Consider the following 16,358-nt stretch of genomic DNA (forward strand, 5'->3'; position numbering starts at 1 on the left):
GCGCCGCCGTTGACCTCGAGGCTCGGTGACGGCCCGCCGTTCACTTCGGCGGGCCGTCACGGCCGTCCGGGCCCCCGTTCCGGGCACCCCACCGGCCGGGTCCGGGTCAGAAGTGGACGCGCCGGTTCTGTGGCGTCACCCGGTACCGGATGTCCCACAGGCTGCGCCGCACATACGTGCGCTGCAGCCATCGGTCCCGCCCGTCGTGGCGCGCGCCGAACCGCGACCTCGCGTGAACGCCCTTGCGGTTGTTGACCAGAAGCGCCTGCCCCGGCTCCAGCCGCACCGGGTGCGCCACCTCGCGGCACGTCTCCTGGAGCCGCTCGAAGGCGGCCGCCGCCGCCTCGCTCAGCGCGCGAACACCGTTGGCCGACACGGTGATCTCCGGAAACTCCTCGGCACCGCTGATGATCGGGACCGGATCGGACAGCACCTCCGCACCGCCCGCGGCGCCGCGGGTGTAGCTGCCCGGCGCGTTGAGCCGGAACAGCGGACTGCGCAGCAGGCGCAGCTCGTCGTCCGGCAGCCGGCCGCAGATGTCGCGGGCGTCGGCGTAATAGGTGACCGCGACACCGAGAGGGTCGCCGCGCAGGCAGTTGAGCACCAGGAAGTCCGGATTGGCGACGTCGTACCGGCCCGTCGGGTCGTAGGTGATGTCGCTGTGGAAGTTCAGGAAGACCGCCGAGCTCTGGTTGGTCTGGGTACGCTCGCCGCCGGCCACCGGCACGATGTCGTGGATCAGCCGGCCGTCCTTCTCCGTGAGCACACCCAGGGGTTCGCCGAGCAGTCCCGTCAGCCCCAGCAGCACCCCCTCGGAGACGAAGCCGCGTTTGGCGCGGCTGGGCCCGCCGTCGTCGGGCGTCGGCGGCAGCACGGCGTCGACGGGGAGGTTCCGCACCAGGGCGACACCGGCCGTGTCGATGTGCCGGCCGAAGTCCATGACGGCCTGCAGCAGTTCGGTGGGCAGCGCCGCGAACACCTGGTGGCACCGCGCGGTGGCCCGGTCGATGTCCTCGCTCGGATCGGGCAGCCGGGAGAGACCGGCGTGGAGCGTGTCCCGCACCGCGTCGGGGAGCACCAGGTCGAGCCGGGTCGCGGCTCCGGGCCCCTCGGGCCTGCCGTACGGGCCGAGGGGCTCCCCGTGGACCGGGAATGCCGTCACCACGTCCTCACACCCCTGCCAGTGCGGCCGCGTCCCTCGGCTGCGGGAAGTCCATCCCGTCGTGCAGCCGCTGCGCCAGATGGAGCGCGTCCTCGCCGCTCTCGGCGAGATGCATCGTGACCTTGCTGCCCCGTACCTCGGCGACGGGCACGCCCATCTGCCGGCCCGGCCCGACCCCGGCCCTGCGCTGGACGGCCTCCACGTCGACGTAGCCGCCGACCACCGCGACCCCGGGCCGTCCCGTGAGCCGCACCGTGTCGATGCCGGCGCCGTGGAAGGCGTTGTGTGCCGCGTCGGCATGGGCGTCGTCGGGATATCCGAGCACCACGGAACGCTGGTTGAAGACCACGGCGGACGTCTGGGTGCCCTCCCCGCTGATGGTCGTCCCGGCGGAGAACGGGGCGCGGTTGTAGCGGAGCACGATCTCGATGCGGTGCCGCAGCGCGAGCTGCACGGCGCGCCGGTGCAGGACCTTGGCCCCGTACAGCGACATCAGGGCCGCCATGTTGTACGAGACCCGGGGCAGGATGCGGGCTCCGGCGATCAGATGCGGATCGGAGGTGTAGATGCCGTCGACGTCCGAATGGATCTCGCAGACGGTGCTCCCGACCGCCCGGGCCACCGCCAGGGCCGACAGGTCGGAGCTGTTCTTGCCGAGCCAGGTCGGCCGTCCTTCCCCGTCGACGGCCTGTCCCCCGGGTACCACGACGACGTCGTGCTCCGACAGCGCCCGGCGCAGCGGTGCCGGATCGGTCCTCACGACGCGTGCCCACAGGAAGGAGTTGTCGGTGGTCAGACCGAGCTGGTGGCCGGCGAGCACGGTGGCCGTGCGGCCCCTGCGGTGCAGTGCGGCGGCCAGCAGATGGGCGCTGAGGAGATCACCGGTCGCCAGCATGCCGGCGGAAGTGGCGTCCTCGGGCCGGGGATTGACCTCGTGCAGCCGGCCCCGCAGGCCCTCGGTCTCGCCCTGCATCGCACTGACCACGACGGCCATCGGGCGTTCCCCACGGCGGAGGCGTTCCCCGAGCCCGGCCGCGAGTTCGTCGTAGGCGGCGTGGGTGCGGAAGGTGGAGCCGCCGAATTTCAGTACCACCGGTCCGTTCACCGGGTACCTCCCGCCATGAAGCCGTGCCGGAGTACGTACTCGGCCACCTGGATGGCGTTGAGCGCGGCGCCGACGCGGAGGTTGTCGGAGACCAGCCAGAGCCAGAAGCCGCGCGGGTTGTCCGGGGTCACCCGGATCCGGCCGACGTGCACATGGTCGGGGTGCCCGGCCCGCAGCGGGGTCGGGAAGGCCCCTGGATTCTCGGCGTCGTGCACGGTGACCTCGGGCAGCCCGGCGAGCAGGGCGACGAGCTCGTCGCGGTCGACCGGAGCGCCGGCCTCCACCCAGACCGCCTCGGAGTGGGAGTTGACCACGGGTACGCGCACGCAGGTGGCGGTGAGGTCCAGATGGGGACGGTCCAGGATCTTCCGCGACTCCTGGAGCATCTTCTGCTCCTCCAGGGTGAACCCGGTGTCCAGGAGCCGGTCGATGGACGGGACCACGTTGAAGGCGAGCGGCGGCTTGAAGCGCTCGGCGGGCAGTTCGGCGTCCGGATCGCGCAGCGCCAGCTCGGTGCCCTCCAGCAGTTCCTCGATGCCGTGGTGGCCCTGGCCGGAGGCGGCCTGGTAGGTGCTGGCCACCACCTGGCGGATGCCCCAGCGGCGTTCGACCGGTTGCAGCACCCGCACCAGCGGGATGGTGGAGCAGTTGGGGTTGGCGACGATGCCGCTCTCAGGACGCCGCTCCAGTACGTGGGCGTTGACCTGCGGGACCACCAGGGGTGTGTCCGGGTCCATGCGGAAGGCGTTGGTGTTGTCGATCACGAGCGTGCCCTTGGCCGCCGCGACGGGCACCCACTCGGCGCTGATGGGGGTGCCCGCGGAGAAGAAGGCGATATCGGCCCGGCCGAAGTCGAAGTCCTCCAGGTCCTGGACGGCGTACGGCCGGCCGTCGACCATGAGCTCCCGGCCCGCGCTGCGGGCCGAGGCCACCAGATGCATCTCGCGGTAGTGCAACGACCTCTCCTCGATCAGTTCGATGAGGGTGTTGCCCACCACTCCGGTCGCACCGACGATGGCGATGCGCGGGGCTGCTGGGTCGGTGACGAGCGTCATCAGACTTCTCCGATCTGTACGGGTCCGGCTGCGGGTGCCAGAGCTGCTCGTACGGCTTCCAGGACGGGACCTGTGGGGCCGCACACCCGTGACGGCGGCGTCATCGACGCACCGCCTCGGCCTTCGGCGGGGCGGTGGGCGCGGGCTTCTGTGCCGTCCGGCGGCGCCCGCCGGGCAGCAGGGGCAGCCGGCCGAGGTTCACGGCGAGGGCCGCCGCGGCGATCAGCGCGACGCCGAGGGCCTGGAGGGCATCGATGCGATGCCCGTAGACGGTGAGGTCCACGAGGATCGCCACCGCCGGATACACGAAGGACAGCACCGCGATCCGGTCGGTGGCCAGCTTCTGGTACGACGAGTACAGAAGGATGTACATCACACAGGTGTGGATCACGCCGAGGCCCACGAGCCAGCCCCAGCGGGCGTCGAGACCGGCGGTGTCGCCGAGCCGGGTGAACGGCAGCAACAGCGGGATGCCGACCAGCACCTGGACGAGAGCGGTGACTTCGGGGCGCAGCGTGGTCAGCCGCTTGGCGATGACCGTGGCGAAGGCGTAGAAGAGCGCCGCCACCAGCGCCTCGCCGACGCCCAGCAGATAGCCGTCGCTGCCGCCGAGGTCGGCACCCGGCAGATCCGCCACCAGCACCACACCGGCGAAGGCGGCGAGGATCCAGCCGGCCCGGTACCTGTCGAGCCGCTCCTTGAAGAGGATCACCCCCAGCAGCACCACGTAGAAGGGCTGGGTGTGGTAGACGACGGTGGCCACGGATATCGACGTGCGGCTGTACGCGTCGAACAGCAGCACCCAGTTGAAGACGATGAACACGCCGCCGAGGGCGGCGAGCGCCAGGGTGCCCCGGGTCAGCCGGGTGTTCTTCAGATAGCCCCGGAACAGGCAGTACGCGGCCAGGGCCATGGCGCCGAAGAGGCACCGGAAGAAGACGACGTTGAAGGAGGAGGCGCCGGACTCCAGGACGAACACACCCAGGGTCCCCGACAGCCCCATGGCCGCGATGAGCTGGACGGCGCCTCTGCGCTGCCGGTCGGCCGGTACGGCCTCGTTGGTCATACGCCTCGACTCCCTCTCGGTGACGTTCGGATCGGTGCGGGCGGATCGGGTGCGGTCAGGCGGAGATCCGTGCGGGCGGGGTCAGTGCAGCGGGACGGCGTAGTGCAGGCCACCCGCGGTCCACAGCTCGTTCACCCCCCTGGGCACGTCGAGGCCCGACGCGGCGCCCAGGTTCCGTTCGTAGACGTCGGCGTACGTGCCCACGGCGGACAGGACCCGGTCGGCCCACTTCTCGTCCAGTCCGGCCGACGGCCCGTGGGGGCCCGCCAGCCGGGCCGCGTCCTCAGGGCCCTCGTGCTCGGCGGCCACCAGCAGTTGGAGCACCCACCGGACGAGCCGGAACCAGTGCGGATCGGCCTCGTGGACCGCCGCCGCCATGGGCTCCCGGGAGATCGACACCGGGAGGATCCGGTGATCCCGCGGCCGCGGCAGGCTCGCCCTGGCGCCGGCCAGCGCCGTGCGGTCCAGCACATAGGCGGCGCAGTCCCCGCCCGCGTAGGCGGCCAGCGCGTCGGCGGGGTCGTCGAAGCCGACGGGTTCGACGTCAAGGCCCCGGCGGCCGTACCACGACTCGAGGTTGACCACGGTGGTGCAGCCGTTGTGCACGGCGAGACGCCGGCCCGCGAGGTCCGCGGGATCACCGGCGCCGTCGGCCACACGCACGAGGAAGCCCTCGCCGTCGTAGCAGGTGATGCCGGCGAAGAGCACCGCACCGGCCGCCTCACGGCCCATCGTCCAGGTCAGGTTGCACACCGTGAGATCGGCCCGGCCCGACTCCAGAGTGCGCAGCCGGTCGGTGGCGCGTACCGGGACCCAGTCGACCGCGTCCGCGTCCCCGAGGGCGGCCGCGGCCACGGCGCGGCCGATGTCGGTGTCGAGCCCCGTCCACAGCCCGGCGGGCGTGCGCAGCGACAGACCGCGGACCCCCTGGGAGACGGCGACGCGCACGGCGCCGCGGACCTTGGCGGCCCGGAGGGTGGCGGTGGTGGCCGGGCGGCTCATGTCAGGCTCCCGAGCGGTTCGTGTTCCGGCCGGTCGAAGCGGCGCCGGTTGAAGGTGAGCAGTTCGGTGAGGCGCCGCGCGGTGAGGGGACCGCTCTCGGGGACGGCCGTCACGGGCATGCCGCCCGCGTCGCTCCAGCTGAGCACGGACCGTGCGTCGATGGTGGCCCGTGCGCGGTCGGCGTTGTCGGGGTGCGGGCAGAACGGCACATCGAGGATGCCGCGGGCGAAGGCCGCGACCAGGCACCGGCCGATGCTGCCGCCGAGTTCGAGGGTGGCGTCGACGAGGGCCCTCGCCTCTTCGTACAGGCCCGTGGACGTGGGCGCCGGGCCGCCGTTCGCGTCGGTGGCGTCGGCCACCGAGCGGGCGAACGCGATCGCCGCCGCGTTCTCCTCGATCGTGGGGATGCGGTGCGCCTCGGCCGGGGTCTTGACGATCAGCCGGTCGGCGCCGCCCTGCACGGCGAGCGGGACGCTCTCGGCGAGCAGCCGGCGGCTGCCGTCGCCGGTGCGGGGGAAGACGCCCATGAAGGTGTAGAGGACGATGTGGTGGTCGCCGCCGGCCAGCCGCTCGTCGGCGAGACGCCGTAACGCGGCGAGGGCCTCCCGGTCCTGCCCCGGGTGGACCTGCTGGGCGTAGCTGAGCGAGACGCCCGTCAGCCCGTGCTCCTGGAAGAACATCGCCTCCAGCACTCCGAGGGCGACCAGCAGCGACGGCGGGCACAACTGGCCCAGCATGCAGCCGCCGAACGTCTCCACATGCATCGGTACGGGCTGCGCCGCGAGCAGTTCGCAGCCGGCGCTCCATTCGCGCACGGCCTGTCCGAGCGGAACCCGGCTGTAGGGCAGGCAGTACGAGACGGGCCCGCCCTCCGTGGCATCCGCGCCGGCCCTGACCATGGCGTCGAGCACCCGCAGCGGGCGGGGGGTGCCGTGCCGGACCTGGACCGGGAAGCCGGACGAGGACGTCTCCTCCAGCATGGCCCGCACCGCGGGCACTCCGTGGGCGATGAGCGGGAAGCCGTTGAGGCTCTCGGGGTGCTCGCGCAGGGCGCGGCGGGCGGCGGTGAAGTCGTGGCAGCGGGTGTAGCTGTCCAGTGTGATCGTGCCGGCCGTGAAGGGGCCGGCGTCCCGTACGGCGCGCAGTCCGGCGCGCATGCGGTCGAGTTCACCGAAGCCCATACGGGCCTGGATGACGAGATGTCCCGCGCGGCGCGCTTCGCTCACCATGCCGGTGAACCGGTCGGTCTCCATCACGCCGCCCCTGCCGCGACGGCGAGCCGGGGTGCGGGGAAGGCCGCCACCTGGCCGGGAGCGGGGCGGGTCGCCGCAAGAGCGGCAGGACCGGGAACGGGGCGGGCCGTCTCACGATGAGCGGCGGGACCGTCACCGGGGCGGCGGCGAGCAGCGAGGGTGCCGAGGAAGTCGTCGAAGCGCGCCAGGGCCGCGTCGGGGCCGCCCTCGGCCGCGTCGTCGAACACCGCGTCGTAACCGGCGGCGGTCAGCAGCGTCGCGACCTCCGCGTGGTCGCGGTCGTCCACGCCGAGCTTCCCTCCGATGACGACGGGCATGGCGGCGAGTTCGGACGAGGCGCGCAGTGCGCGGATGAGGCGCGGCCCGTCCAGCCGGCCGTGCCCGTTGACGCTGCTGATGACGAGCAGGTCCGGCCGCCGGTCGCGGCATGCGCCGATGATCGTCGCGTCGGGCGTCACATTGCCCAGGTTCGACACGTCATGGCCGCGTTCCTCCAGCAGCAGCTGAAGGAAGACCAGGTTCCACAGATGGGCGTCGGAGGACAGGCCGGAAACAACGACTCTCAGACTCGGAGCAGAAGCTGTGCCGTTCATTCGTTCCCCCGGGGAGAAAAGGAGTTACGTCATGGAAACTATCCATGGGTCGGCGCCGCCCGGTCCAGCGGCATCGGTCGGCATTCCTGATAGGACGGATCAGGAATTCCTATCCCTCGGCGTCCGGCTCCCGGCCGTCTCCCGCAAGCCCAAGTCGAGCCGCGGCCATGCCCAGTTGGAAACGGGTCTCCACCTGGAGCTTCTCGCACATTCCGGCCAGGTAGCGACTCAGCGTGCGGGTGGAGATACCCAGCCTGCGGGACATGAACTCGTCGGACCTTCCCCGTCCCAGATGCCGCAGGATTTCCAGTTCCACATCTTCGAAGACCGCGTCGTCGTGACTTCCGCCGCCGACCGGTCTGGCGTGTTCCCAGATGTGGTCGAAAATCAACGACAGAAAGCCGACCGCCACCGGATCGCGGAGCAGTGCGGCACCGCCCGAGGCCGTGGACACGAACGCGCAGGTGTCGTCGAGCAGAATCATCCTGCCCGGTATCACGGCGGCGGTGCGCACCTGGGCCCCCAGATCACCGAGGCGCCTGACATGCTGCAGCGCCTCGCACTGCCGGCGAGCGGTGTGCGGTACCACCGTCCGGTACCGCACACCGCGGTCGAGGAGTCCGCGGTCGAGATCCAGGGCGGCGCGCAGCGTCTCGGGGCTGCCCAGTGTGGGGTGGGCCGTCAGCACGCTGTGCCGCACCTGGGCGGACAGATCGGTGAGCCGGTGGCGTACCGCGTCGCCGTCGGCGAACAGCTCGGTGGTGGTGCCGTCGAGCTCCTGCCGCCGGTGCGCCTCGTACGCCGTGCCCAGCGGCCCCAGTTCACGCCGGGTGGTGTCGATCAGCCGCACCAGCTCGTGCACCCGTGTGTGGCAGGCGGCGGTCAGTGCGGCGGCGGCGACGGCCGGGGAGAGCGCCTCGTGTCGGCCCGGTCCGTCGGGCCGGAGCAGCCGGCGGGCCGTCAGTCTCTTCACGGACTCGGCGACCTGCTCGCGGGAGAGCCCGAGCCGCCGGGCGCTCTCCTCGGCGTCGGGGGACGTCTCGAGCAACTGCCGGTAGACGCCGATGTCCTGGGCGGTGAGTTCGTCCGACATGGCCGCTCCCCCTTCCGGCGTGTGCTTCCCTCCTTCCGGTGTGCCGCTCACAGCGCGAAGTGGCGCCCGAGGAAGTCCGTCGCGATGTCTCCTCCGCGGAATTCGGGGTGGCGGAGGATCTCCTGGTGCATCGGTACGGTGGTGTGCACACCGGGCCCCCGGACGTCGAACTCCGACAGCGCGCGCAGGGCCCGGTCGACACAGGTGTCGCGGTCCGGCCCCCACACGATGAGCTTCCCGATCATGGAGTCGTAGTAGGGACTCACCCGCGCCCCGGGCACGTAGTCGGTGTCGACGCGGACCCACGGGCCGCCGGGGACCCGGTACTCCTCCAGCAGACCCGGCGTCGGGACGAATCCCCGTGCGGGGTCCTCGGCGTTGATACGGCACTCGATGGCGTGACCGCGGATCTCGATGTCCTCCTGCTTGAAGGACAGCGGGCTGCCGGAGGCCACACGCAGCTGCTCGGACACCAGGTCGACGCCGGTGACCAGTTCGGTGACCGGGTGCTCGACCTGGATACGGGCGTTCATCTCCATGAACCAGAAGGCCTCGTCCCCGGCCTCCAGCAGGAACTCCACGGTGCCGGCGCCCCGGTAGCCCACCGCACGGGCGCCCGCCACGGCCGCCTCGCCCAGCCGGTTCCGCAACTCGGGAGAGACCATCGCGGACGGTGACTCCTCGATGAGCTTCTGGTGCCTGCGCTGCACCGAGCAGTCACGTTCGCCGAGGTGGACCGCGCCGCCGAAGTCGTCGCAGACCACCTGGACCTCGATGTGCCGGGTCTTTCGCAGGTAGCGCTCCATGTAGACGGCGCTGTTCTTGAAGACGGCCTGGGCGCTCGCCCGGGTGGCGGTGTAGGCGTCGCGCAGGTCCTCCGGACGGTGCACGACGGTGATGCCGCGTCCTCCGCCGCCCGCCACCGCCTTGATGATGACCGGATACCCGATCTCGGCCGCCACGGCCACGGCCGCGTCCGCCGAGTCGACCGGTTCGACCGTGCCCGGCAGCAGCGGAAGGCCGGCCGCCGTCATCAGCCGTCGCGCCGTCGCCTTGTCGCCGACGTTCTCCATCACGTCCGGCGGCGGCCCGATGAAGGTGATGCCGTCGTCGGCACAGATCTCGGCGAAGTACGGGTCCTCGGAGAGGAATCCGTATCCGGGGTGGATGGCCTCCGCGCCGGTACGGAGGGCCGCCCCGATGATGTTGGGGATGTTGAGGTAGCTGCGGGCAGGGGCGCCCGGGCCGATGTGCACGGCCTCGTCCGCGGCCTTGACGAACTGGGCGTCCGCGTCGGGCGTGGAGTAGACCGCCACCGTACGCACGCCCAGATCGCGACAGGAACGGATGATCCGCAGCGCGATCTCACCGCGGTTGGCGATGAGTACCTTGTCGAACACGTCTCGGTCCTCCCGTGTGTGTGGCGCCGGCGGGTCAGTCGACCGGGACGAGATCGATGAGCGGCTGGGCGTACTCGACCACCTCGCCGTCCTGGGCGTGGATGGCGTGCACCCGGCCGCGGACGTCGGCGGTGATGGAGTTGAGCAGCTTCATCGCCTCGACGACGGCCAGTTGTGTGCCGGGTTCGACGATGTCGCCGACCTGGACGAACGGCTCCGCTCCCGGTGACGGCGCCTGGTAGTAGGTGCCGACCAGCGGCGCCGTGACCTGGACGAGGCCCGCGGGCGCCGCGTCCTCGGCGGGCGCGGCGGGGCTCTGCGGTGCGGCGGGGGCCGGCGCGGAGGGGGCCGGCGCGGAGGCCGGGAGCACGGCGACGGGGGCGGGAGCGGCCGGGGCCGTCTCCCACTCGACGTCGACGCTGATCCCGCCGGCCCGCAGCGTGATCCGGCGCAGGGTGCCGGGCAGTTCACCGGCCAGCAGCCGGGTCTGCGCTCTCAGCTCTTCGACCGTCATCGTGGCGGCGGCGGTCGGCGCCTCGGACGCCTCAGTGGTCATCACGCTTCTCCCAGTCGACGAGGGGCTGACGTTCGGGGTGCCCGAACCGGTCGAAACGCTCCCGGCGCAGTTCGACGAGCCGGTCTCCCGGAAGGTCGAGCAGCGGACCGAGGGTCCGCACCAGAGCGGTCTTCACATTGAGTGCCGTCGGGTACGGCGCCGTGTGCGCCCCGTCCGGCGGCTCGGGCACGATCGCGTCGACCACACCGAGGCGCAGCAGGTCGGCCGCGGTCAGCCGGAGCGCGTCGGCCGCCTGGCCCGCGCGCTCGGCGGTGCCGAACAGGATCGTGGAGCAGCCTTCCGGGCTGATCACCGAGTAGTACGCGTTCTCCAGCATCAGCACCGAGTTGGCGACGCCCAGCGCCAGGGCGCCGCCGCTGCCGCCCTCGCCGGTGATCACCGAGACCACCGGTACACGCAGCCGGGAGAGCTCGAGGATGCACTCGGCGATGGCGAGGCTCTGCCCCCGCTCCTCCGCGCCGATGCCGGGGAAGGCGCCCGGGGTGTCGACGAACGCCACGACGGGCAGGCCGAAGCGGTCCGCCAGCCGCATCAGCCGCAGCGCCTTGCGGTACCCCTCGGGGTTGGGCATGCCGAAGTTGCTGCGGACCAGCGCCGCGGTGTCATGGCCCTTCTGGTGGCCGAGCACGACGACGTTCCTGCCGCCGAGCCGGGCGACGCCGCCGGTCAGCGCATGGTCGTCGCCGAAGACCCGGTCGCCGTGCAGGCTCACGAAGTCGTCGAAGACGCAGCCGATGTACTCCTGCGTGGTGGGCCGCCCGATGTCGCGGGCCAGGGCGACGGTGTCGCGCGTGCCACGCACGGCCGGGGGCGGTGCGGTGAGCGGCTCCGCACCGCTCACCTCGGGCAGTTCGGGCACGGAGGGGCCGAGCAGGGTCAGCAGCCGGGCGAGGTGTTCGCGCTGGTTCTCGCGGGGGACGACCGCGTCGATCATGCCGTGCTCCAGCAGGAACTCGGCGCTCTGGAAGCCGGCGGGCAGTTCCTGCCGGATCGTGTTGCGGATGACCTGGGGGCCGGCGAAGCCGACCAGACTGCCCGGTTCGGCGAGGATGACGTCGCCGAGCATGGCGAAGGAGGCGCTGACGCCGCCGAAGGTCGGGTCGGTGTTGAGGTTGATCACCGGCAGCCGGGCCTCGCGCAGCCGGGCGACCCACTGGGCCGTCTTGGCCATCTGCATCAATGACAGCGCGCCCTCCTGCATCCGCGCGCCGCCCGAGGCGGCGATCAGCAGCAGGGGGAGCCGCCGGGACAGTGCGTGGCGGGCCGCCGCGGCGATGCCCTCGCCGACGACGGTGCCCATGCTGCCGCCCATGAAGCTGAAGTCGATGGCGGCCACGACCAGCCGGCGGCCCTCGATCGTCAGCTCACCGGCGAGCAGGGCGTCATGGCGGCCGGTCCTGGCCTGGGCGTCGCGCAGCCGGTCGGGATAGGGCTTGCTGTCCGTGAACTCCAGCAAGTCACGCGGACGGTGGTCGTCGGGGAACGGCCGGAAGCTGTCGGCGTCGGCCAGTTGCTCGATCCGGGTGTGCGGGGGGATACGGAAGTGGAACTGGCACTCCGGACAGACCTTCCGGTTACGGTCCAGCCGCTTGACGTAGACGAAGGCACCGCACGCCCCGCATCTGCGCCACTGCACCTCCTGGTCGGCCCTCACCGGGCCCTGTTGCCGGCTCACCGCCGATCACGCCCGCTCCGGGCCGGTGCTGCCCGGGACCGGCGGCCGGACGCGCTGCGGAACGGACTCGGTGGCGGCGGCGATCCCGAAGACGGGGATGTTCCGGTAGACGGTGTGCATACGCGCCGGATCGACGATGTACGCCTCATGGAAGATGCCGACGGCGCCGTCGTTGCGCACGGCCCGGTTGAACCAGGCCCACATGGAGCGGTGCTTGCCCTCCGTGTTGTGCGAGTAGCGCATCAGATCGTCCATGCTGCGCCAGTACTGGAGCATGATCACGGTCCGGTTGAACCAGGCCCGCGAGTAGAGGAAGCCGTGGTCCTTGTTCTTCTTCAGCTCGATCAGCATGGGGATCATCGAGGCGATGACGGGCAGCCAGCGGTGCACCATCCAGAACTTGTTGATGCGGGTGCCGATCAGCAGCACCACGGTGCCCTCGGGCGGCGCGGCTATGCGTGGCTCGGTGACGACCTTGAGGTCCATCGGGAGCTCCTCTCAGAACGGGTAGGCGCGGGCGGGGCTGCTGGTGGTGAGGGTGTGCCAGCGGGTGAACGCGTCGAGTGCGGCCCGGCCGCCGAATCCGGAGGCGTTGCCGGAGGCCCCGATGCCGCCGAACGGCAGCGCCGGGTCGTGGTTGACGGTCTGGTCGCCGACATGGACGACGCCGCAGCGCAGCCGGGGCGCGAGGGCGCGCCCCCGGTCGGCGTCGGACGTGTACACGGCGGCGGTGAGCCCGTAGTCGGAGGTGTTGGCGAGCGCGATCGCCTCGTCGTCATCGGCGAAGGCCGTGATCGCGGCGACCGGCCCGAAGACCTCCTTGTGGAAGACGGCCATCTTCGGCGTGACGTCGGCGAGCACCGTCGGCGGGAAGAAGGGGCCCTGCATACGGCCGCCGGTGACCAGTCGGGCCCCCTGGGCGACCGCTTCCTCGACGGCGGCAGCGATCCGGGTGAGCGCCCCGTGCTCGATGACCGGCCCGATCTGGGCGTCCGTGCGGTACGGGTCGCCGATGCGCAGCGCGGCGGCACGGCGGGCGAGGGTCTCGGTGTAGGCCTCCACCACGTCCTGGTGGACCAGATGGCGGCGGGCCGCCATACAGATCTGGCCCTGGTGCAGGAAGGAGCCCCAGGAGCCGGCGGACGCCGCCTGCTCGATGTCGGCGTCCGGCAGGACGACGAAGGCGTTCTGTCCGCCGAGTTCCAGGACGACCCGCTTGAGCAGCCGGCCGGCCGTGGCGCCGATCTCGCGGCCCACCTCGGTGGATCCGGTGAACGACACCATCGCCACGTCAGGCGCCTGGACCAGGGCGGCGCCGGCGTCCGCGTCGCCGTGGACCACCTCCAGGACGCCCTCGGGCAGCCCCGCGTCGGCGAGCACCTCGGCGAAGAGACGTCCGCCGGACAGCGGCGTGTGCGGATCCGGCTTCAGCAGCACCGTGTTGCCCAGCGCGAGCGCGGGGGCCACCGAGCGCATACCGAGCAGCAGCGGGAAGTTCCACGGCACGATCACCCCGACGACACCGAGCGGCACCCGGCTCACCTCGGTCTCCCGCCCGGGCTCGGAGCCGGGGCCGTGCGGGCTGTCGGGGCCGGTGGCGAGCGCGGCCGCGTGCCGCAGCTCCGCGGCCCCCGCGTGCACCTCGTAGAACGCCTTCCCGGTGATCGAGCCGCCCTCGCGGACCAGCAGGTCCATGGCCTCCTGGTCGCGCTCCAGCAGCAGTTCGGCGGCCCGGGACAGGATCGCGGCGCGTTCCGCGGCGGGACGCGCCGCCCAGGCGGGTGCCGCGGCGGCGGCGCGTCGGGCGGCCGCGGCCACGGCGCCCGGGGTGGCGAGCGGGACGCTGCCCAGTTCCTCACCGGTGATGATCTCCCGGCTCGTCAGGAGCGCGGCTTCGGTGGCGGTGGTCACCTGCATACCTCTGTTTCTTCGTGGGAGGGACGTGCCGGGCGGCTGCCGCGTGTCATGACCGCGTGGGCGGTGACCCGGCCGGCGCCGGAGGTGACGGAGAGGGAGATGTCGCCGCGCAGGACCGTCTCCGCGAAGCGGGCGACCTCGCCCCGGAAGACCAGGGTGTAGGGGCCGTCGTCGGCGCCCAGCAGTTCGACGTCCCGCCATCGGCCGGCCACCCGCGGCGGGGCGGCCAGGGCGCGCAGCGTCGCCTGGCGCAATGCCCACCGCACGGCGGAACCGCGCCCGGCGGGCAGCTTCAGCGCCTTGAGGCCGTGCCGGGCGATCAGCCTGTCGAGCGAGTCGACCGCGATGCCGTAGCTGCCGATCCGAAGGACGCTCTCCCCGTGCTCAGGCATGGGCGGCCTGCTCCTCGGCGAGCAGGTCCTCGACCATGGAGATCAGGTTCCCGATCGTCAGCCGGTCGAGCATGCGGTCGAGGGTGAGCCGGCCTTCCCATTCCGCGGGGTCGAGCTGCGGCATGACGGTGCGCAGTTGCGCCAGCCCCCGGCGGCTGATGATTCCCTTGGCGTCGCAGAATTCCGCGTCGGCCACATCGCCCTGCAGATATCTTCCGCAGCGCTCCACGGAGAGAACCACCGGCGCGCTGCATTCGATACGGAAGAAGATGTCCAGCAGATCCAGCGATTCCAGGCCGAGATCGGCGCTGAGGACGAGATCGGTGCGATAGACGGCGGCGTCGATTCCGAGCGTGTCGATGACGATGGAACGAACGAGTTCCTTCACGTCGTAGTGAGACATGCGCATCACTCCTGTCCGGCCTGCCCGGCCTCGAAGACCCCTTCTTCGCGGCCTCTACTCACCAGAGCCGCCGGACGGCGCGGACCGGACACGTCCGCGGGCTCCGGCGCGGCCGGGCAGCTGACGCAGCCGGCCGCCGCGGGCACGCGTTCCCCTGCCTCGACGGCGGCGAGCACCCGGCGGAGCCGGCGCAGGCAGCGCGTGCGTATGGGGCCGACCGAGCCGACGGACATGGACAGGGCGGCGGAGATCTCCTCGTACGAGGCGGGCGGGTCGTCCAGGGCGAGGAGCAGCACACCCCGGCACTGCTCGGAGAGGGTGCCGATGGCGCGCAGGACCTCTTCCCCGCTCTGGGCCCGTAAGGTGATCTGTTCCGGGCTTTCGCCGTGCCCGGAAAGGCCGTCGAGCGTTTCGCTGTCGCCGACCATGACGAGACGTTTTCCCCGCGTGACGACTTTGAGGGATTCACGGCGCGCCACGGTGGCGAGCCAGTCGCCGACACGGTCGGGATCGCGAATACGGTCCACGTTCTGCACGAGCCGGAACCAGGTGAGCTGTCGCACGTCCTCGGCGTCCACGTCGTTCATCCGGTGGCTGCGCACGACGGAGGACACGAGCCTGCCGTACCGCTCCACCATCTCGTCCCAGGACTCCTGTTCGCCGCGTGCGCATCCGGCCAGAAGTTCCGCATTCCCTTTACGGGTCATTGGAATTCCCTCGTAGCAAAACAACAGTGCCGTCGGCGGGGGGTACCTCTCATGCAAGCCGCCGCCGGCCGGGGCGGGCAAGCACATCGGCTGGCAGCTAGCGGACCGGCCACAGGTGGACACCGGGGCGGTCCCTGCCGGCGGGGCGGGGTCACGGGCCGGCCTCGCGGGGAAGGAGTTCCGCCATGGCCGAGCGCAACCGGACCGGCAGCGGCCCCGTGTCCTCGCTCCCTGCCCGGATGGCCACGCCGAGCGCGAACCTGTCCCAGACCTGCAACACCTGCACCTGCCACAGTTCACGCTCCTGTTCGGGGATCTCGTCGTCCACGACGGCCAGGCCCCCGTCACGCAGCCGGTGCACGGAGAAGGCGTCGAACCCACGGCACATGCCCATGCCGGTGGCCTTGGTGTACGCCTCCTTCGCCACCCAGGAGTCGGCGAAGGCGTGGCCGCGCTGGTCCTCCCGGTTGCGCCGGAGCACCTCGGTCTCCAGCGGGGTGAAGACCTTCGGCGCGAACTGCATCGCCTCTGTGCGGGCGGGGGTGACCTCGGCGTCCACACCGGCGGTCCGGCCGCGGACGACGATGGCCGCGATCAGTCCGTTGGTGTGGGTGATGTTGAAGTCCAGCCCCCAGGCCGCGCCCTCGACCTCCGGGCGGCCGTACTTGCCGGTGCGGAACCGCCAGGAGCCGGGCGGAACGTCCGCGTAACGTGACAGGACCTGGCGGGAGAGCAGCCTGGCACCGAGGAACCGGCGCCGGGCGGCGGGGAACAGCAGGCGGTCGTGCCGGGCCCGTTCGTCGTCGGTGAGCAGTGCGGCACCCCCGGTGGCCTCGGCGAACCGGTCGACGTCCTCCTCGGCGAGCAGCCAGACCTCGGCGGTGTCGGCGAGCGGGTCCTCGGGCGGCGCCGCCTGCGGGCCGTCGAGCGGGTCGGCGAGCCGTGCCCCGATGTCCAT

The 16,358-nt window shown here is 71.9% G+C and carries 17 protein-coding genes; all 17 read right to left on the reverse strand.

The annotated features are described in order from the left end of the window. Positions 1-106: 106 nt before the first annotated feature. The 17 genes from AB0K36_RS13990 to AB0K36_RS14070 all read right to left on the reverse strand — a co-directional run bounded on the left by AB0K36_RS13990 (position 107) and on the right by AB0K36_RS14070 (position 16,358). On the reverse strand, positions 107-1,165 hold the full coding sequence (locus tag AB0K36_RS13990) for a TauD/TfdA family dioxygenase (protein WP_364592890.1): 1,059 nt from the start codon (positions 1,163-1,165) through the stop codon (positions 107-109). A 4-nt stretch (positions 1,166-1,169) separates the two neighbouring features. Continuing rightward, positions 1,170-2,267: an amino acid kinase family protein gene (locus tag AB0K36_RS13995; RefSeq protein WP_364592893.1), complete on the reverse strand. Its 1,098-nt coding sequence runs from the start codon at positions 2,265-2,267 to the stop codon at positions 1,170-1,172. Further along, positions 2,264-3,322, reverse strand: coding sequence for an aspartate-semialdehyde dehydrogenase (locus AB0K36_RS14000; RefSeq protein ID WP_364592896.1), 1,059 nt, complete (start codon positions 3,320-3,322; stop codon positions 2,264-2,266). Before AB0K36_RS14000 ends, AB0K36_RS13995 begins: the two co-directional genes overlap by 4 nt. A 100-nt stretch (positions 3,323-3,422) precedes the next feature. Beyond that, positions 3,423-4,388, reverse strand: a complete 966-nt coding sequence (locus AB0K36_RS14005; RefSeq protein ID WP_364592899.1) for a DMT family transporter — start codon at positions 4,386-4,388, stop codon at positions 3,423-3,425. Positions 4,389-4,469: 81 nt separating this feature from the next. Beyond that, a complete protein-coding gene (locus tag AB0K36_RS14010; RefSeq protein ID WP_364592902.1) occupies positions 4,470-5,390 on the reverse strand; it encodes a transporter substrate-binding domain-containing protein in 921 nt (306 codons plus the stop codon). Continuing rightward, positions 5,387-6,643: a methylaspartate mutase gene (locus tag AB0K36_RS14015; RefSeq protein ID WP_364592905.1), complete on the reverse strand. Its 1,257-nt coding sequence runs from the start codon at positions 6,641-6,643 to the stop codon at positions 5,387-5,389. The genes AB0K36_RS14010 and AB0K36_RS14015 overlap by 4 nt, the downstream gene beginning before the upstream one ends. Next, complete coding sequence (locus AB0K36_RS14020) at positions 6,643-7,236, reverse strand: cobalamin B12-binding domain-containing protein (RefSeq protein ID WP_364592908.1); 594 nt, start codon at positions 7,234-7,236, stop codon at positions 6,643-6,645. Before AB0K36_RS14020 ends, AB0K36_RS14015 begins: the two co-directional genes overlap by 1 nt. Before the next feature lie 109 nt (positions 7,237-7,345). Then, positions 7,346-8,329 (reverse strand): helix-turn-helix transcriptional regulator, encoded by a 984-nt coding sequence (locus tag AB0K36_RS14025; RefSeq protein WP_364592911.1) that lies wholly within the window; start codon positions 8,327-8,329, stop codon positions 7,346-7,348. Positions 8,330-8,376: 47 nt separating this feature from the next. Beyond that, positions 8,377-9,729: an acetyl-CoA carboxylase biotin carboxylase subunit gene (accC, locus tag AB0K36_RS14030; protein WP_364592914.1), complete on the reverse strand. Its 1,353-nt coding sequence runs from the start codon at positions 9,727-9,729 to the stop codon at positions 8,377-8,379. 34 nt (positions 9,730-9,763) lie between these two features. Next, the gene (locus AB0K36_RS14035) at positions 9,764-10,285 is read right to left on the reverse strand and encodes an acetyl-CoA carboxylase biotin carboxyl carrier protein (protein WP_364592917.1); all 522 of its coding nucleotides are present in this window, start codon (positions 10,283-10,285) and stop codon (positions 9,764-9,766) included. Further along, the gene (locus AB0K36_RS14040) at positions 10,275-11,960 is read right to left on the reverse strand and encodes an acetyl-CoA carboxylase carboxyltransferase subunit alpha (RefSeq protein ID WP_364592920.1); all 1,686 of its coding nucleotides are present in this window, start codon (positions 11,958-11,960) and stop codon (positions 10,275-10,277) included. The genes AB0K36_RS14035 and AB0K36_RS14040 overlap by 11 nt, the downstream gene beginning before the upstream one ends. A 27-nt stretch (positions 11,961-11,987) precedes the next feature. Then, a complete protein-coding gene (locus AB0K36_RS14045; RefSeq protein WP_189470511.1) occupies positions 11,988-12,467 on the reverse strand; it encodes a DUF4188 domain-containing protein in 480 nt (159 codons plus the stop codon). A 12-nt stretch (positions 12,468-12,479) separates the two neighbouring features. Then, positions 12,480-13,898 (reverse strand): aldehyde dehydrogenase family protein, encoded by a 1,419-nt coding sequence (locus tag AB0K36_RS14050; protein ID WP_364592923.1) that lies wholly within the window; start codon positions 13,896-13,898, stop codon positions 12,480-12,482. Next, on the reverse strand, positions 13,889-14,290 hold the full coding sequence (locus AB0K36_RS14055; RefSeq protein ID WP_364592926.1) for a holo-ACP synthase: 402 nt from the start codon (positions 14,288-14,290) through the stop codon (positions 13,889-13,891). Before AB0K36_RS14055 ends, AB0K36_RS14050 begins: the two co-directional genes overlap by 10 nt. After that, positions 14,283-14,693: an acyl carrier protein gene (locus AB0K36_RS14060; RefSeq protein ID WP_364592929.1), complete on the reverse strand. Its 411-nt coding sequence runs from the start codon at positions 14,691-14,693 to the stop codon at positions 14,283-14,285. The genes AB0K36_RS14055 and AB0K36_RS14060 overlap by 8 nt, the downstream gene beginning before the upstream one ends. A gap of 5 nt (positions 14,694-14,698) precedes the next feature. Continuing rightward, positions 14,699-15,400 carry an RNA polymerase sigma factor gene (locus AB0K36_RS14065; RefSeq protein WP_364592932.1) on the reverse strand — a complete coding sequence of 234 codons (702 nt, stop codon included), beginning with the start codon at positions 15,398-15,400 and terminating at the stop codon, positions 14,699-14,701. A 151-nt stretch (positions 15,401-15,551) separates the two neighbouring features. Further along, positions 15,552-16,358, reverse strand: a complete 807-nt coding sequence (locus AB0K36_RS14070) for a 4'-phosphopantetheinyl transferase family protein (RefSeq protein ID WP_364592935.1) — start codon at positions 16,356-16,358, stop codon at positions 15,552-15,554.

It is taken from the genome of Streptomyces kurssanovii (assembly GCF_040677245.1).
Lineage (GTDB): Bacteria > Actinomycetota > Actinomycetes > Streptomycetales > Streptomycetaceae > Streptomyces > Streptomyces kurssanovii.

Bases quoted from the DNA above. Each gene is read 5' to 3' on its own strand.
- AB0K36_RS14020 (WP_364592908.1), bottom strand. From the start codon at position 7,236: ATGAACGGCACAGCTTCTGCTCCGAGTCTGAGAGTCGTTGTTTCCGGC.
- AB0K36_RS14070 (WP_364592935.1), bottom strand. From the start codon at position 16,358: ATGGACATCGGGGCACGGCTCGCCGACCCGCTCGACGGCCCGCAGGCG.
- AB0K36_RS14015 (WP_364592905.1), bottom strand. From the start codon at position 6,643: ATGGAGACCGACCGGTTCACCGGCATGGTGAGCGAAGCGCGCCGCGCG.
- AB0K36_RS14025 (WP_364592911.1), bottom strand. From the start codon at position 8,329: ATGTCGGACGAACTCACCGCCCAGGACATCGGCGTCTACCGGCAGTTG.
- AB0K36_RS14035 (WP_364592917.1), bottom strand. From the start codon at position 10,285: ATGACCACTGAGGCGTCCGAGGCGCCGACCGCCGCCGCCACGATGACG.
- AB0K36_RS14050 (WP_364592923.1), bottom strand. From the start codon at position 13,898: ATGCAGGTGACCACCGCCACCGAAGCCGCGCTCCTGACGAGCCGGGAG.
- AB0K36_RS14055 (WP_364592926.1), bottom strand. From the start codon at position 14,290: ATGCCTGAGCACGGGGAGAGCGTCCTTCGGATCGGCAGCTACGGCATC.
- AB0K36_RS14000 (WP_364592896.1), bottom strand. From the start codon at position 3,322: ATGACGCTCGTCACCGACCCAGCAGCCCCGCGCATCGCCATCGTCGGT.
- AB0K36_RS14060 (WP_364592929.1), bottom strand. From the start codon at position 14,693: ATGTCTCACTACGACGTGAAGGAACTCGTTCGTTCCATCGTCATCGAC.
- AB0K36_RS14010 (WP_364592902.1), bottom strand. From the start codon at position 5,390: ATGAGCCGCCCGGCCACCACCGCCACCCTCCGGGCCGCCAAGGTCCGC.
- AB0K36_RS14045 (WP_189470511.1), bottom strand. From the start codon at position 12,467: ATGGACCTCAAGGTCGTCACCGAGCCACGCATAGCCGCGCCGCCCGAG.
- AB0K36_RS14005 (WP_364592899.1), bottom strand. From the start codon at position 4,388: ATGACCAACGAGGCCGTACCGGCCGACCGGCAGCGCAGAGGCGCCGTC.
- AB0K36_RS14065 (WP_364592932.1), bottom strand. From the start codon at position 15,400: ATGACCCGTAAAGGGAATGCGGAACTTCTGGCCGGATGCGCACGCGGC.